The sequence below is a fragment of the Draconibacterium orientale genome (genome assembly GCF_900111425.1).
Taxonomy (GTDB): Bacteria; Bacteroidota; Bacteroidia; order Bacteroidales; family Prolixibacteraceae; genus Draconibacterium; species Draconibacterium orientale.
Window position 1 is genome coordinate 21,883 of sequence record NZ_FOHT01000010.1, and the last position, 17,418, is coordinate 39,300.

Annotated in this window: 9 protein-coding genes; 4 read left to right on the forward strand and 5 right to left on the reverse strand. The window is 43.1% G+C overall.

Annotated elements, in window-relative coordinates:
* The first annotated feature begins 48 nt into the window (after positions 1-48).
* From BMW53_RS07305 to BMW53_RS07320, 4 genes are all read left to right on the forward strand, one after another.
* Positions 49-2,517: an alpha-ketoacid dehydrogenase subunit alpha/beta gene (locus BMW53_RS07305; RefSeq protein WP_038554418.1), complete on the forward strand. Its 2,469-nt coding sequence runs from the start codon at positions 49-51 to the stop codon at positions 2,515-2,517.
* Positions 2,518-2,612: 95 nt separating this feature from the next.
* Complete coding sequence (locus tag BMW53_RS07310; RefSeq protein WP_051567510.1) at positions 2,613-3,830, forward strand: PHP domain-containing protein; 1,218 nt, start codon at positions 2,613-2,615, stop codon at positions 3,828-3,830.
* Positions 3,831-3,942: 112 nt separating this feature from the next.
* Positions 3,943-5,904: an SDR family NAD(P)-dependent oxidoreductase gene (locus BMW53_RS21250; protein WP_038554415.1), complete on the forward strand. Its 1,962-nt coding sequence runs from the start codon at positions 3,943-3,945 to the stop codon at positions 5,902-5,904.
* 453 nt (positions 5,905-6,357) lie between these two features.
* Entirely contained in the window at positions 6,358-7,632 is a 1,275-nt protein-coding gene (locus tag BMW53_RS07320; protein ID WP_038554413.1) for a zinc-binding dehydrogenase, read from the forward strand.
* 287 nt (positions 7,633-7,919) lie between these two features.
* Here BMW53_RS07320 and BMW53_RS07325 read toward each other — a convergent pair whose 3' ends face one another.
* From BMW53_RS07325 to BMW53_RS07345, 5 genes are all read right to left on the reverse strand, one after another.
* Positions 7,920-10,214, reverse strand: coding sequence for an alpha-L-rhamnosidase-related protein (locus tag BMW53_RS07325; protein ID WP_051567509.1), 2,295 nt, complete (start codon positions 10,212-10,214; stop codon positions 7,920-7,922).
* Complete coding sequence (locus tag BMW53_RS07330; RefSeq protein WP_081804736.1) at positions 10,207-11,430, reverse strand: YyaL domain-containing protein; 1,224 nt, start codon at positions 11,428-11,430, stop codon at positions 10,207-10,209. The genes BMW53_RS07325 and BMW53_RS07330 overlap by 8 nt, the downstream gene beginning before the upstream one ends.
* Before the next feature lie 163 nt (positions 11,431-11,593).
* A complete protein-coding gene (locus BMW53_RS07335; protein WP_081804735.1) occupies positions 11,594-13,306 on the reverse strand; it encodes a RagB/SusD family nutrient uptake outer membrane protein in 1,713 nt (570 codons plus the stop codon).
* 12 nt (positions 13,307-13,318) lie between these two features.
* Entirely contained in the window at positions 13,319-16,378 is a 3,060-nt protein-coding gene (locus BMW53_RS07340; protein ID WP_081804734.1) for a SusC/RagA family TonB-linked outer membrane protein, read from the reverse strand.
* 51 nt (positions 16,379-16,429) lie between these two features.
* On the reverse strand, positions 16,430-17,332 hold the full coding sequence (locus BMW53_RS07345; protein WP_038563505.1) for a glycoside hydrolase family 16 protein: 903 nt from the start codon (positions 17,330-17,332) through the stop codon (positions 16,430-16,432).
* Positions 17,333-17,418 lie beyond the last annotated feature (86 nt).

The following is a 17,418-nucleotide window of genomic DNA, read 5'->3' on the forward strand; positions in this document are numbered from 1 at the left end:
CAGCATCTTAAAAAAGAAAACAAGTAAAAATTAATAAAACAATATACCATGCCTAAATCGCAATTTATTGATCCGGTTGAAGTAAGAAAACCGGGTTCAATTCAATTCAAAGAAATACCTGTAAATCAATACAACAAAAGTATTGAAGAGGAAAAAGCAAACTTCTCGAACGAAGAATTCGTCGATATCTTCCATGATATGGCTTTGATTCGTGAGTTCGAAACGATGTTGAACCTGATTAAAACAAAGGGGGAGTACGAGGGAATTGAATATAACCACCCGGGACCTGCTCACTTGTCAATCGGACAGGAATCGGCAGCTGTTGGTATGGCTTATCACCTGGGAGTTGAGGATTTTATCTTTGGTTCGCACCGTTCTCACGGAGAGATTTTGGCCAAAGGTATGTCGGCCATCCATAACATGAGCGACGACGAATTGATGGATGTAATGACCAACTTCTTCGACGGTACAATTCTGAACATCGTAAAAGAAGGTCACGAAGGCAACGTAAAATCGTTGGCACGCCGTTTCTTGATTTACGGAACACTGGCCGAGATTTTTGCCCGCGAAACAGGTTTCAATAAAGGTTTAGGCGGATCGATGCACGCTTTCTTTACACCGTTTGGAGTGTATCCGAACAACGCTATTGTTGGTGGTTCTGGCGACATTGCTGTGGGTGCTGCATTGTTCAAAAAAGTAAATAAAAAAGAGGGTATTGTTGTGGCCAACATTGGTGATGCTTCAATGGCTTGCGGTCCGGTATGGGAAGGTCTGGCTTTTGCATCGATGGACCAGTTTGAGCAACTTTGGGAGGGTGCCTACAAAGGTGGTCTGCCAATCATTTTCAATATCATGAATAACCAGTACGGAATGGGCGGACAAACCTGTGGCGAAACGATGGGCTACGACATTGCCGCTCGTATTGGTGCAGGTGTAAACCGCGATAGCATGCACGCCGAGCGCGTTGATGGTTACAATCCGCTGGCGGTAATTGATGCCTACAAACGCAAAATGGAACTGCTGAAAAACAAAAAAGGTCCTGTTTTGCTCGATGTTTTAACGTATCGTTACAGTGGTCACTCACCTTCTGATGCTTCGTCGTACCGCAGCAAAGAGGAAGTGGAAGCCTGGGAGAAGCAGGATTGTATTGCTTCTTACGCTAGCGAGTTGGTTGGTGCCGGTGTGGCAAAAGAAGCAGAGCTTGCAGATATTAAAGCCGACATTGTTGAGTTGATGAAATACGCCATGAAACTGGCTATTGATGATAAAGTTTCGCCTCACATGGATATGGAAAAATATCCGGAACTGATCGGCGATATGATGTTCTCGAACGAGAGCCTGGATAAAATGGAAGACCGCGAAGTGGAGGTGAATCATCCGATGGAGGAAAATCCACGTGTACAGCAGCTGGCTAAAAAAGAACGTTTTGCTTTTGATGCGAATGGAAAACCATTCTCAAAAATTAAACAATACCAGTTACGCGACGGTATCTTCGAAGCTGTTGTTGATCGTTTTTACAAAGATCCTACCTTGGTAGCTTACGGTGAAGAAAACCGCGACTGGGGTGGTGCTTTTGCTGTTTATCGTGGATTAACAGAAGCGTTGCCATATAATCGTTTATTCAACTCGCCAATTTCGGAGGCGTCGATTATTGGTACAGCCATTGGTTATGCCATGTGTGGCGGACGCGTAATTCCCGAAATTATGTACTGCGACTTCCTCGGTCGTTGTGGCGATGAGGTGTTCAACCAGATGCCGAAATGGCAGGCCATGTCGGGTAATGTAATTAAAATGCCCGTGGTGGTTCGCGTTTCTGTAGGATCGAAATACGGCGCACAACACTCTCAAGACTGGACTTCGCTGGTAGCGCACATTCCCGGATTGAAAGTGGTATTCCCGGTAACTCCATACGATGCCAAAGGTTTAATGAACACGGCATTGCAGGGAACCGATCCTGTGATTTTCTTCGAAAGCCAGCGTATTTACGACATTGGCGAGCAATTCCACGAAGGAGGTGTGCCGGAAGGATATTACGAAATTCCATTTGGCGAACCGGATGTAAAACGCGAAGGTAAAGACATTACCATTCTTACCATTGGGGCAACGCTGTACCGCGCTCTTGAGGCTGCCGATAAACTGAAAGAAGAATACGGAATGGAAGCCGAAGTTATCGATGCCCGTTCAATCGTTCCTTTCAACTACGAAAAAGTGCTGGAGTCGGTTAAAAAGACCGGTAGAATTATCATTTCGGGCGATGCCAACTCAAGAGGTTCGTTCCTGAACGATATGGCAAGAAATATTACAGAGCTGGCCTTCGATGATTTGGATGCACCTCCTGTAGTTGTTGGTTCGCGTAACTGGATCACTCCGGCGCACGAACTGGAAAAATATTTCTTCCCGCAGGTTGACTGGTTCCTGGATGCGATTCACGAAAAAATCGTTCCGCTTAAAAAACATGTTGTGAAAAACAACTATACAAATGCCGAGCAAATTCGTAGAAATAAGTTAGGTATATAATCTTGGTTAGTTGAAAAGCATAGTGTGAATACATTTTTGGTAGGAAAGGATTTTTTATATTCACACTTGCTTTTAACCAATAACAATTAACTGATATGAATTTTCTTAGAGAATATCCGGATATTGAAACATTAATGCGAATTGGAGGCGATGTTAGCATACCTCATGTTAATGGTCACATTCATACACCATACTCATTTAGTTCGTTCGATAATATTGCGCAGATTTTTGATCTGGCAAAAGACGAAGAGGTTGATGTGTTGGGGATTAACGACTTTTTTGTTTCCGACGGCTATAACGAATTTTATAACTACGCGGTAAAAAACGGCGTATTTCCATTGTTTAATGTTGAGTTTATAGGGCTGATTCCTGAGCTGCAACGCCGCAATGTTACCATCAACGATCCGAATAATCCGGGGCGCATTTATTTGAGTGGCAAAGGGCTGAATTATCCTTACCGGGTATCGGAAGAAAGCAAAAAGTTTTTGGACGACCTGATTGCAGAAAGTCAGAAACAGGTGACGAGGATGATTGAAAAGGTAAACTATCTTTTGCAATCGATTTACCCGGAAATGAGCCTGACCTACAATGATGTAAAATCGAAATACGCGAAAGAATTGGTGCGGGAAAGGCACATTGCCAAAGCTGTTCGGATTTTAGTGGAAAAAAACTATCCGAAAAAATCGGGCAAAATGATGTTCTATACCGAGCTTTTTGATGTGGAACCCAGGTCGAATCCTGAAGATATTCCTGCCATTGAAAATGAAATCCGCAGTAAGCTTTTAAAAGCCGGAGGTTCTGCCTTTGTTCCTGAGTCGCCTGCATCATTCCCGCCGGTAGAGCGCATAAGCGAGTATATTTTGGATGCCGGAGGAATTCCGTGTTATCCTGTTTTACTCGATGACAGAAAAGGAAATGTGATCACCGTTTTTGAACGAGACTGGGAATTTATGGACGAGCAACTAAAAGCAATGAATGTGCACATGATCGAATTGATCCCGTCGCGGAATTCAGTGCCGAAATTGCGCGAATTCATTAAATATTTCACTAAAAAGGGTTATGTAATTTCATTGGGTTCGGAGCACAATACACCGGGCGTTTTTCCAATAGAGGTAAAAGTTGATGGGGAAGACATTCTGCCCGAAGATCTGAAAAAAGTATCGTACGATGGGGCTTGTGTTATTGCAGCTCATCAATACTTAAAAGCCAATGGCGAAGAGGGATTCGTTTCCGCAAATGGCGATCGTACACAGCGTGCGGTAGCCGAAATGATTACCCTTGGTAACGCGGTTATAAAAGAAATGATCGCATAAAAAGAAGTTTCTCGCAGACAACGTAGAAAACCGCAGATAAACGAAATTCAAAAGAAATCATCTGCGAAAATCTGCGTAATCAGCGTGCAAAATTCAAAGCGAAAAGTTAATTATGGAAGGATTAGAAAATCTTATCAAGATATCGCAGTTCTATGGCAAAAATCCGGAGATGGTGATTGCCGGAGGTGGAAACACTTCCTATAAAAACGACGAAAATATTTGGGTGAAAGCCAGTGGTCATGCGCTTGCAACAATTACCGAAGATGGTTTTGCAAAGCTCGATCGTAAAAAACTGGGAGTGATCTCTGAAAAAACATACAGCGCCGATCCGTTCGAGCGTGAGCGCCAGATTAAAGATGATCTGATGGAAGCTACCATCACAAAAGATCGTCGCCCATCGGTGGAAACATCCATGCACGATGCCATTGATTATGCTTACGTGGTGCACCTGCACCCGACAAAAGTAAACGGACTGATGTGTGGCAACGAGGTTGAAAAATACCTCGAAGAATTGTTTGGCGACCAGGTGGTTTATATTTCGTACATCGATCCGGGGTACGTGTTGTTTAAAGAGGTTGAAAAGCAACTAACCAAATTCAAAGCGGATAATGGCAAAGCTGCCCAAATCATCTTTTTACAAAATCACGGAATTTTTGTAGCAGCCGATTCTGTTGATGAAATTGGAACGATTTACAGTGATGTATTTGCTAAACTGAACAGTGGATTAAAAGTAGAATTGTTGGAAGAAGCACTTCCAATTCGCGATGACATTGCGGAGTTTATTCCTGCTATCCGAATGATGGTTTCTGAAGAGGAAATTAAAACGCTGAAGCTTCGGAACAATGCAGTAATCGCACAATTCGCCAAAGATGCAACGGCTTTTGAAAAAGTGGCCAAGCCATTTACTCCGGATCTGATCGTTTATTGCAAATCAAAATACGTATTTGTTGAAAATACCGAAAACGTTGAAGACTTGTTGAAAGAGGCTAAAGAAAAAATTGCAGCTTTTATTTCAGTAAACGGATTTGTGCCAAAAGTAATTTTGCTGAAAGGAATTGGTTTGTTGGCTGTTGGCGATCATGCGGCACAGTGCGACACCATTCTGGATGTATATGAGGATGCAATGAAAATCAGCGCATATTCAGAATCGTTCGGAGGTCAGCATTTTATGACACTAGAACAGATTGCCTTTATCGATACCTGGGAGGTAGAAAATTACCGCCGCAAAATTGCTGCCGGAACATCTGTTGGCCGCGTTCAGAATAAAACCATTATTGTTACAGGCGCAGCCATGGGATTTGGCGAAGGTATTGCCCGCCACCTAAAAGAAGAAGGGGCTAACATTGTTGTGGCCGATATTAACGAAGAAGTGGGGCAGAAAACGGCTGCCGAACTGGCTGCCATGAAAGGCAATAACAGTGCGATTTTTGTAAAAACCAATGTGGCCGACATGGATAGCCTGGCTAATTTAATGAAGGAAACGGTTGCTACTTTTGGTGGGCTTGATGTATTTGTTAGTAACGCTGGCGTGTTGCGGGCCGGTGGTTTGGAGGAAATGACTCCCGAGAATTTCGAGTTTGTGACCAAAATAAACTACAACGCTTATTTCTACTGCACCAAAGTAGCCTCCAAAATATTGAAACTTCAAAATGCTTATAAGCCGGATTACTATTCTGATATCATTCAGATCAACTCAAAATCGGGCTTAAAAGGAAGCAAGAAGAATTTTGCCTATGCCGGGGGTAAATTCGGAGGAATCGGGCTTACTCAGTCGTTTGCGCTGGAACTGGCACCCGCGAAAATTAAAGTGAATTCGGTTTGTCCGGGTAATTTTTACGAAGGCCCGCTGTGGAGCGATCCTGAAAACGGTTTGTTCATTCAGTACCTGAATGCAGGAAAAGTGCCGGGTGCAAAAACAATCGATGATGTGAAGCAATTTTATTTAGACCAGGTACCGCTTGGAAAAGGATGTTCGCCAAAAGACGTGGTGAAAGGAATTTTGTACCTGATCGACCAGGAGAATGAAACCGGACAGGCGCTGCCAATTTCGGGCGGACAGTCGATGTTGCACTAGGATTAGAGATATTGAGAATTTGAGAGGGTGAGACCGTGTGAAATTGTCCGGGAAACCTTAAGGAATGCGCGGGAAACCAGAATATATGCACAAGTAACGTTAAGGAATAGATGGGGAACAGTAAGGATCGCGTGAGGAACGACAAGGAATACACGGGGAACATTAAGGAACTCATGAGCAACGTTAAGGAAGGCATAAGGCCGGTAAGGAATCCAAGAGAAACTGTAAGGAGCGCATGAGGAATGTTAAGGAAACCATGGAAAAACAAGGATTTCCGGCATGCCCATAAAAATAACAGTTAATAAAACAATGTAGTAATTAAGCAGAGGGACAAAGGTTGGGAAGGATTAAGGATGAACGATGAGTGATTAAGAAAGCTTCGGGTTACGAGCAAGGAGCTTCAATCTTCCATCAATCTAATTCAATCTTTTCAATCTGAAAATAAAAAGGAAAATGAAGACAAAAGCAGTTCGATTATACGGTAAAAAAGACCTTCGTGTGGAGGAGTTTGAATTACCACAAATCAGTGATGATGAGATTTTGGCAAAAGTGGTAACCGACAGTCTTTGCATGTCGAGTTACAAAGCAGCCAACCAGGCCAGCGATCACAAACGTATTCCGGATGATATTGCTGAGAATCCGATTGTAATCGGTCATGAGTTTGCCGGTGAGATTGTTGAAGTAGGGGCCAACTGGCAAAGTAAATTTACGGCCGGGCAGAAATTCTCGATCCAGCCGGCCATTTATTACGAAGAAGGTCCGGTGGGCGTTTTAAGCGCTCCTGGTTATTCGTACAAATACATTGGCGGCGATGCCACTTACGTGATCATTCCAAAAGATGTACTCGTGCAGGATTGTTTGCTGGCATACGAAGGACCGGGTTATTATCCGGCATCGCTGGCCGAGCCTTTAAGCTGTGTTATTGGGGCCATGCATGCCAATTACCACACCACTGCCGGAAGCTATGTGCACAAAATGGAAATTGTTGAAGGTGGGAAAATGGCCATTCTTGCCGGTGTTGGTCCAATGGGGTTGGCAGCAATCAATTACGTTTTGCGCCGCGAGGACCGGAAACCATCGCTGCTGGTGGTTACCGATATCGATCAGACAAGACTGGACCGTGCTGCAGAACTTTATACTGTTGAGTTTGCCAAAGAGCGTGGTATTGAGTTGAAATACATCAATACAGCAGAAATGGCTGATCCTGTTGCAGGATTGAAAGATTTGACCGGCGATACAGGTTACGACGATGTTTTTGTTTTTGCTCCGGTGGCTCCGGTGGTAGAGCAGGGCGATGCCATTCTTGGTTTCGATGGTTGTCTGAACTTTTTTGCCGGCCCATCGAACACCGAATTCACTGCAAAAATGAATTTTTATAACGTACATTACGCCTATACCCATATTGTTGGAACATCGGGAGGTAACACTGATGATATGAAAGAAGCGCTGGAAATTATGACCGCAGGACTGGATCCGGCAGGTTTGGTCACCCATATCGGGGGTTTAAATGCCGTGCCGGAAGCTACTTTGAATCTGCCAAATATTCCGGGAGGTAAGAAGTTGATTTACACGCATTTTGATTTTCCGCTTACAGCAATTGCTGAATTTGAAGAGAAAGGAAAAGAAAATCCGGTGTATGCTGGGCTGGATAAGCTATGCAAAAAGTATATGGGATTGTGGAATGTGGAAGCCGAAGCCTATTTACTGGAAAACGGCGATAAACTATAGTGTCAAATCAAGTGTAAGGTGTTGTTTAAACCGTCGTAATTTTTTGTGTTTTGTGAAGTTAGAAAAAGTAAGCATAGCCAAAGCTACGTGAGTCTTTTTATAACAAAACAAAACCGAAAAAGTACAAGGTTTGGGACGATAGATTATACTTGATTTGATACACGAATTTAATCGAAGATTGGTGTGTTGACATCAATCGGGCGTTAGATATAAACTTAAAAATAAACGTAAAACAACAGCAGCGAGGACCTCTTGCTGCTGTTTGTTTTTTTGTAAAAACTGGAAAGCTATTCCTGAACTTGGTTTTGAATTTCAACAAAATTCTCTCCCGGATTTAATAGGAGTACGCCATTTTTTACGCTTGCCTTCTTCCCGTTTATTTTGATGGTTGAAGATTTCGGATCATCCAAATAAAAAAATGCATGCATGTTACCGGGAATCGTTATCGTATATTTCCGGAGTTGATCATTTTCTTTTTGGTAGCTGCATTTTATTGCCCCACGGATGGTAGGAACGTTTATTGACGATTGCTTTAAATACCCCGGCTGAGGACGAATCGCCACTTCTTCAAATCCGGGCTTGGCAGGTTGTATTCCCCACATATTTCGTGCAATTATATTGGCAGGTACAGCACCCCAGGCATGGTTCCAGTCTGAGTTTGGTTTGTATTTCATGTCCCAGGCTTCCATGGTAATTGTTGAGCCAACCTTAATCATATTGTACCAGCTTCTGTCGTGTGTGGCAGTCAGCAGGTCTAATGCATAATCAGCAGCACCGGCGTTATATAACGCTTCCATTAAATACTGAGCGCCATAAACACTGCAAGCCATTCCACGCGTTTTTATGTAGCTTGCCACATTTTCTTTATACTCATCAGGAACAACCCCAAAAGCAAGTGCAAACATATTGGCGTGTAACGAAGCATGATCGGTGCCAACGCCATCGTAATAACACCCTTTTGTTTTGTTGAATAGCTTTTGATTGATTGCTGCTTTTACCTTTTCGGCTCTGTGTTCAAAATCAAGTTGCTCTTTATTTTTACCTAATATGCCGGCAAATTCGGCCATAATCTTCATGTTTCCGTAATACATGGCGTTTACCACCGTATTAACCGGCTGAAAAACAAAACCGTCATCTTCGCCCATTACACCGCCGAAACCGCCTTTTTGAGGCCAGTCAACAATTTCGCGTAAACGTTGCGTGGTATCCTGAAAACCAAGTTTGGCCATAAAATCACCGTTGTGATTAGGCGATGCTGTTGAAATAAAACCGTCTTCTACCTCAAGGTTCATCAGGGTTTTGTATTTCAACGATTCGTAATATTTTTTTATCAGGGCCGTGTTTCCGGTGTACATGTAATCCTGATAAACCAGTAAAGCAACATGAAGTTGCCACTCGGTAGGCCAGGTCGGATGCGGCATAAAGTATTCAATGGTTTTTCGGGCCATTGTATATTCATTATCTACCGCATAATGGCTCAGTTGGTTCAGGTAAGCATCTGCTTCATACGGTATTCTTTCGCGGTCGCCATCGATGTAATAGCCGGTAAATGAAGTTGCTTTAATGGAATATTTGCATAAATCCCAAACCTGGTTAAGTAGGGTGTCGGAACTGGAGAAACTTCCGGCATTATCATCGAAATAATTAAAATAGGCTTTTTGAATAATTTGTGTGGGATCGAAATTGGCTCCGAATCCATCAATTTCGGCGAAACGAAAAGGCATAAGAACCGGAAATGAATCGGGTAGGGAGACGGCTTGTGAAGCGGTATTTCGTTGATCGGGTACCAGTTGAATTTCGTATTGTTCTTTGCCCGGATAAACATTAAGCGAAAGCTCCTGGTAGCGTATTGTTCCACCCGGATTCTGATCAATTCGTCCATCCTTAAGTTTTTCTCCCAGCCTGATTTTTAGTGTCTCTTCCTGTAATGGCTTGTATTTAAGCGAAAGTGTTGAAAAAGCATCCTTCCCAAAATCAAAAAAGTAGCTCTCGTCATCATTTTGGCGAATTAGTGAAGGTTGAATATTCTCTATCGTAAAAAAGTTGGAAGAGGTATATAGGTCGGAATCGAAATTTCCGGTTTTAAATTCATGAACATCAGAGTACTTACCTGCCTGATTGTTGCTGCCGGTAATTTTTACTTTCCAGTAGTAGTTGGTATTGGCTTGCAGTTCTTTTTCAATTTGAATACGGTTTGAATTCGGGTTTTTCACCTCGCCGCTGTCCCAAACATCGCCTGTGTTCGCCGCAAGTTTTTCTTTTGATGAAGCCACCAACACCCGGTACGCCGACTGATAGCCGATACCGGAAGGAACAATCCAGCCCAAATGTGGTTTTTTGTTGATGATTTTTGTGTGCTGAGCCTGGCGTATGGTTTCAACATGTAAGCCGAATGGTTGGGTGTTCTCCGATTCTGCTAACTTGTTATCGGCGGCTCCAATTGTTACAGCGAAATCATTACTGTAGTGCAAACTGATGAGGTTGACACTGTTGAAAGCCAGGCCGCTTTTCGTAACGAGTAGGATTAAAACTATCAGATTGAAATACCCACGAATTTTCATAACCGATAAATTATTAGTCATTAAAAAGTTGTTGTCCTTGCAGCACTTTTTTCATACGCAGAAGCGCTTCGGTAAAATAATAGTCGGCGTAGCTTAAAGGTACGTTAACTTCGCTTTTATTTGGCATATGCCCAACGCTGTGTTTTAGTATAAAATTTCCGTTAGTGCCTGGTGTTGCCAGATATTCGTCAGAGCTCAGTGTGCGAATCTGTTTTTCTGCAATTTGAAGATACTGTTCTCCTTTTTCTGATGAGATGTAGGTGCTTAATTCAATTAATGCCGAGCACATAATTGCACCGGCCGATGCATCGCGCAAGGCATTGGGAATATCCGGTGCATTAAAATCCCAGTATGGAATTTTGTCTTCAGGAAAATTGGGATGATTGATCATAAAATCGGCAATATGTTTTGCCTGATCTAAATAAGTTTTGTTTCCGGTTTTGCGGTACATCATGGTGTAACCGTAAAGGCCCCAGGCCTGTCCGCGTGCCCATGCCGAATCATCAGCATATCCTTGCGAGGTGTTTTTTTTCTCCACGGCTCCGGTAATCGTGTCGTAGGAAATTACGTGGAAACTGCTGTAATCATCGCGGAAATGGTTTTTCAGGGTGGTGTTGGCATGTGTGCGAGCTACATGGCTAAATGTTGTGTCGTTAAAAGTTTTGGCGCTCCATTCCAGCAGTTCCAGGTTCATCATATTGTCGATGATAACCGGGTATTGCCACTGAGCGCTCCAACTGGAATAATCCCACGAACGAATGCAGCCAATGGTTGGATTAAAACGTGTGATCAACGATTTTGATGCATTGTGGATCACTTCTTTGTACTCCGGATTTCCGGTAAGGCGGTAGCCGTTGCCAAAACTGCAAAAAATCATAAATCCAACATCGTGATTATCGGTGGTGTACTGTTGGTCTTCAACACGCAAGGTGAAGTTTTCGGCCCATAGTTTTAGCGAATCTGAAGGAGAATTTTCATACAAATACCACAATACGCCTGGAAAAAATCCGCTTACCCACCAATCGGAATTACAGGTAACCAGCTTGCCGTTTTTGTCAATCGTTTGCGGAAGTTTGTCGGGTTGATTTTTTAACGATTCAGCCATTCGTAAACTTTGTTGTGTGGCAAACTCCAATGATTGGTCGATTACAGAAATTAATGATTGACTGTTACTTTCTGGTGTTTTACAACTGAAAAACAGGATTAGAATGACAAAAATAGAAGTGGCTTTTAACATGATGAATTGTTTTATACATGAAATCAGTAACAAGTATAACAAAAAGAAATGCCCCGAAGGGCATTTCTTACATACTAACGTAGTTTTACGAACTACCTAACTCAAACTAACATACTAATTATTTGAAACCATTGCGGTTTTATTTGTTTAGTTGGTCGAAATTTTAATTGTAACCCGGGTTTTGTTCCCACTGAACATCTTTGTTACGTTGAATTTCGCTTAACGGAATAGGGAGCAACAGGTTGTTCGAACTAATTCCGCTGATTGCACCTTTAATGGTACTTTCGGTATTAAGTGCAGCGCGCTCAACCAAAGTACCGGTACGCATCAATGTCATACGTCGGTTTTCTTCAGTAAACAATTCGCGTGCACGTTCATCCAAGATAAAATCAAGGTCGATATCAGCTGCCGATACTTTTCCTAATTCGCTGTTACCGCTTTCTTCGCGGGCAGCTTTAAAGGCACGGTCGCGTAAAACATTAATATCATCAGCGGCTCCACTTGTATTATTTTGTTTTAAACGAGCCTCAGCACGAAGCAGGTAAGTTTCGCCAAAACGCATAATCGGGAAATCCTTAATGTTTGTCCAGCCCCACTGGTCGGTAGGGTCGAATGAATCCCATTTACGGGTATATGGGAATGCAACTTCCAGCGTATCGCTGGCTGCAATTAATGCGGTATCACCTTCCGCCACATTTTTTACCATAACTGCATCCGGTGAATCTGCTGCAACTCTGAAACCGTTTGCATCTACACCCCAGGTTGCACTGTAACCCGCAGAGTTGTAGTAGAATGTTCGTGTAATGTTGTTTTCCGAATTACGGATGTCGCCCTCTTCGTACAATTCGTATTTAACCCAGTTACTTGGGCGGATACGACCGTTTCCACGACCTCCGTATGGGTGTACAAAACTTTCATCAACACCATCGTAAACATAAGTCATTCCTGGTACATTGTGATAAGCCGGTACCCAGTTACGACGTTGCTGAGGTGCGTTGGTAAATCCGCCTGAAATTCCACCTTTGTTGTATTCCAGTTCGAACGTCCAGATGGCTTCGGTATTTCCTTCAGAACGACGCTGATTACCGAATTTGAACATGTCGCTGAAATAGTCGCCGTTTACATCTATAGCAACACCGTAGCGTTCCTCAACAAGCGAGAAAAGTCCGCTGTTGATAATGTTGGTCAATACCGTTTCTGCTTCAGCAGGTTGATCCAGACGCAAATACACTTCTCCCAAACTTTGCATAGCCATGTGTTTGTTGGCGCGGCTTTCGCTCACTGTACCAGTAATGTCAGGTAAATTCTCTGCTGCATATTTCAAATCTGCTACAATTTGTGCATTTACCTGAGAAACAGGAGTACGCTCCAAATCGGTGCGTGCAGAAGATGTTGGCTCGGTAAGCAAAGGCACGTCGCCATACAATGTTGCCAGAATATTATAGCAGTATCCGCGGAAGAATTTGGCTTCGGCCATTTTTGCCGGATCACCATCTTCGCCAATAGCAACAAGTGCATTATTTGCATTGTTGATGATTAAGTAACATATTTCCCACATGTACTTTACTGCGGCATTCTCCGAGTTCAGGTCTTCGTATTTGAAAAACGGAATTTCAACGCCTTGAACACCGCCGGGAGAACATACATCAGTTCCATCCTGCCAAACACCAGCCCATCCTTGTTGGTCAGACCAGGTGTGAATTCTACCAAAATTATAGTGCAAACCTTTCAATGCGGCTTCAATACCGGCTTCGTCGGTTAAAGTTTCAGGAGCATACGAAGAATACGGTGTCTCGTCCAAAAAGTCTTCGCTGCAAGAGATGGCTAAAAACGTTAAAGCCATCACTATCAATATATGAAATTTATTCTTCTTCATTGTTGTATTCTTTTATAGAGTAAGATTAATACCAAAAACAATTGTTCTTACTGCCGGATAGTTGATTTCCCAATTACTCCAGCCACGTTGCGTATCGCGTTCTTCAGGGTCCCAGCCGATCCAGTCGGTAAAGGTGTACAGGTTGCGTCCGCTCAGGTATACGCTTAAAGCGCTGATACCGGCTTTGTCGAGCAAATGTTGAGGTATATCGTAGTTAAGTGTTACGTCTTTAATACGAGTGAAGTTGTTTTTAACCGGGAATCCGTATCCGTGAGGATTGGAGTTTTTGTTCAATGAACGCCACTCGTTGCTTTGATTTTCCGGTGTCCAGTAGCCAATTTCAGCAAAACTGTTACGGCGCTCAATTTCGTCAGAAGCCATACCTATGTGCGAGTTGTTACGCATAGCTCCCTGAACGGTTTGAATAAATACGTTCAGCGTAAAGTTTTTGTAGGCGAAAGTGTTGGTTAAACCACCTGTCCATTTTGGAGCTGTTTGGCCAAGGATAGTACGGTCGTCGTCGGTAATAACACCGTCTGGCACACCGTCAGGGCCACTAATGTCAGCAAGTTTTACATCGCCGGCTTTAGCTACAGGGTCCCAGTTTAAATGATCGCCATTGGCAATTTCGCTTTCCTGCCAGATGCCCACTTTTTTGTAATCGCGGATAACACCGATAGGTTCGCCAAGAAACCAGCCACTACCTATATCATCAAGGCCGTCGCCATACAATTCCGAAATCTCGCTTTTGCTGTTAGAGAAAACGATAGAACTGTTCCATTTGAAGTTGGCAGTAGCAACGTTAACGGTATTCAGTGTAAGCTCGATACCTTTTGTAGTTGTTTCGCCGATGTTTGCTGTTACAGAGCCAAATCCTGAAGCAGATGGCAATTTACGTGATAATAACAAATCAGAGTTGTTTGCAGAATACACATCCAGCGAACCGTTGATGCGGTTGTTGAAGAGCCCAAAATCCAAACCAAGGTTAAAACTTTCTTTTGTTTCCCAGCTTAAGTCACTGTTTCCTAAGCGATCGGTAACCATGGCAATATTTGTTGATCCGCCAAATGGAATTTGTCTGTCGGCCATTGTAGTAAACGTACGGTAAACGCTAACAGCTTCGTTTCCTGATTTACCATACGATAAACGCAGTTTCAGGTTGGTAATTTTTTCGGCATTTGCCATAAAACTCTCATGACGAATATTCCAACCAAGGGCTACTGAAGGGAATGTACCGTATTTCATACCATCAGCAAAAACTGATGATCCATCGCGACGTACGGTAACTGTAAACAGGTAACGACTGTCGTACGAATAGTTTAAACGGCCCATTTGCGAAACTGCTGCGTAACGGTCGGCATAGGAGCTAACACTTGAGCTGGCACCTGCCTGCATTCTGTTCCATCCAAGCTCGTCGTTAACAAAATCGCTGGCCTGTGCCCAGTTAGTGTTGTATTCTCTTTCCTGAGATGAATAAACTCCGGTAAGGTCGATGTGGTGTTTGTTCAAATCATAGTCGTAACGCAAAATGTTTTCGATGGTATATGCCTGCGTTTCGCTACGGTCGATAGTTGCAGTTCCCAGTAAGTCGTTTACCGATTGACCAGTGTAGTTACTGTTGCGGCTTTGAATGGAAGAATGACCGGCATTCAAACGGTAAGTTAATCCGGTAAGCGGTTTCCATATGTCGCCAAAAGTAACATAGGCAAAAGCATTTAAGTTTACGTTGAACTGACGACGCTCAGGACTGGTAGTGGTAGCAAGCATTGGGTTGGCCCACAGCGTTTCACCAAACATTGGGTAAATGGTGTAGGTGCCATCTTCTTCGTACATTCTTCCGTACGGGCTCATTGCTTCCGCATTCAGCAGGTTGGCGCGGCCACCGTCGCGGTTGTGGTAAACAATCGATGAGTTGGTTCCGATTTTCAGGTAACTGGTAACCTGTGCATCAATGTTGGTGCGAATTGAATTACGTTTGTAATTATAACCTTTTACAACACCTTTTTGGTCTAATAAATCTCCGGAGATGTAATAGCTCATCTTTTCGCTTCCACCGGAAACACTGATGTTGTGATTCTGCTGGATCCCGGTTTGTGATACTTCATCGATCCAGTCGATAGTATGACCATTTTTGTAGTTTTCTACCTCGTACTGGTATTTTACCGGAGCTTCGTAAAGTGGTGAACCGTTGATGCGGTTACCTTCGGCATAGCGTGCAAGCAATTCATCAGTTGATACCATTTCCGGAATATGGGCAAATTCTTCAACACCAACATAACCGGAATATTTAATAGTAGGTGTTGATGATTTACCACTTTTGGTAGTGATAAGAATAACACCGTTGGCACCATTCATACCATAAATAGCAGTTGCCGAAGCATCTTTCAAAATCTCGATTGATTTGATGTCGTTAGGGTTGATGTCATTAATCGATCCTCCCATTTTAGAAATAGGAATACCATCAACAACCACATACGGACTTGTTGATGCTGTTAACGAACCGCCACCGCGAACAAGAACTGAAGGCGCTTCACCGGGAATAGACGAAACCTGTGTAATGTTAACACCTGAAACGGCACCCTGAACGGCCTGCATAACGTTTGAAACCGGTATTTTGGCCAGTCGCTCTTCCGATACCGAACTTACCGAACCGGTAATGTCCGATTTCTTTTGCGTACCGTAACCAACAACCACAACCTCGTCAACACCAATAACGGCGTCTTCCATAGTAACCTGAATGCTGGTTTGGTCACCCACTGTAAGCTCTACTTCTTTCATACCAATAAAAGAGAAAACAAGAATGTCGCCAGCCCGAACATCGCTAAGCGAGAAGTTCCCGTCGATGTCGGAAACCGTTCCGTGTGTAGTTCCTTTTACTAAAATCGAAACACCGGGTAATGACTCACCGCTAGTGCTAAGCACCTTACCAGTGACAGATTTTTCCTGTAAAGTAGTTCCGGAACCGGCAAATGCTGCAGTTCCATGAACAATGATTAACATCAATGCCAAAGCCATGGTTTTTAAAATCCCATTGCTGAAATAGCATTGATTCAATTTACTCTTCTTTTTCATAAAGATTCGTGATTTAATTATTAAAATTGAAATAGTTATAAAATTGAATATTTAGTTGGTTGTCTCTTTGTACACTTTTACATAGTCAACCTCAAAGCGAATGGGGAATTCCGTGTGCGTAGGATCGCCACCGTTTGCCCCAATTGCCAGGTTAAGCAACAGGTAGAATTTCTGATCGGAAGTAAACGGATTGCCTCCGTCAGGATTAATTGTTTGTTGCAGATCGATTTGGTTCAGTAACTCGTTATCCAGGTAAATGCTGATCTGTTTTTTATCCCAGTGCATCGACCAGGTGTGGAATTTCTTGGCCCAGTCGGGATCGTTTTGAGTAAAATGTGCGAAAGGAATTTTTGCCTCATCCCACCTGGCCTGGTAATTGATTTCCGAGCCCCAGGCAGCGTTTGCCAGTAGGTGCGGAATAGTATTTATACGATAGAACTCCATAATATCTATCTCGCCACAATGCGGCCAGCTTTGCTCGGTTCCCAGTAGCCAGATAGCTGGCCAGGAACCTGGAGAAACATTAATTTTTGCGCGTATCTCAAAATAACCGTAAGCCGGCCACTCCTGCAGTCCTTTTGTTATAATGCAGGCCGATGTATATTGTGCATTTTCGCGGTTAAACCGCCAGTTGTCGCTGAGTGGATTATAATTTGGATTGACGGTTTCTTGGCGGCGTGCTTCTATTGTTAGAAGGCCATTGGCACAACTTGCATTTTGGGGTTGATACCATTGTAGTTCGCGGTTGCGCACAAACCCATATTCAAAATTCCAGTTTTGTGGATTTGGAGAACCGTCGTTATCGAAATTATCCTCCCAAACCAGTTGAAAATCTTTAGGTTTTGTTTGCTGTTTGTTTTGTTTGTTGCTTGCATAACAATTGGCGGTAACAAAAATGCACAGAAGCAAAAACAGCTTTGTAAGAATAGTCTTCGTATGGTTAGTACGATTCATAGGTAAAAGTTTTAGTTCATTGGTTTGTTTCCCTTTTATCAGGAAAACATTACAAAGCTCGGGTAAAAAAAATGGAATGATTTGAA

What these genes read in the sequence shown, in the direction of transcription:
- BMW53_RS07305 (WP_038554418.1), top strand. Translation starts at nt 49, where the DNA reads ATGCCTAAATCGCAATTTATTGATCCGGTTGAAGTAAGAAAACCGGGT.
- BMW53_RS07310 (WP_051567510.1), top strand. Translation starts at nt 2,613, where the DNA reads ATGAATTTTCTTAGAGAATATCCGGATATTGAAACATTAATGCGAATT.
- BMW53_RS21250 (WP_038554415.1), top strand. Translation starts at nt 3,943, where the DNA reads ATGGAAGGATTAGAAAATCTTATCAAGATATCGCAGTTCTATGGCAAA.
- BMW53_RS07320 (WP_038554413.1), top strand. Translation starts at nt 6,358, where the DNA reads ATGAAGACAAAAGCAGTTCGATTATACGGTAAAAAAGACCTTCGTGTG.
- BMW53_RS07325 (WP_051567509.1), bottom strand. Translation starts at nt 10,214, where the DNA reads ATGACTAATAATTTATCGGTTATGAAAATTCGTGGGTATTTCAATCTG.
- BMW53_RS07330 (WP_081804736.1), bottom strand. Translation starts at nt 11,430, where the DNA reads ATGTTAAAAGCCACTTCTATTTTTGTCATTCTAATCCTGTTTTTCAGT.
- BMW53_RS07335 (WP_081804735.1), bottom strand. Translation starts at nt 13,306, where the DNA reads ATGAAGAAGAATAAATTTCATATATTGATAGTGATGGCTTTAACGTTT.
- BMW53_RS07340 (WP_081804734.1), bottom strand. Translation starts at nt 16,378, where the DNA reads ATGAAAAAGAAGAGTAAATTGAATCAATGCTATTTCAGCAATGGGATT.
- BMW53_RS07345 (WP_038563505.1), bottom strand. Translation starts at nt 17,332, where the DNA reads ATGAATCGTACTAACCATACGAAGACTATTCTTACAAAGCTGTTTTTG.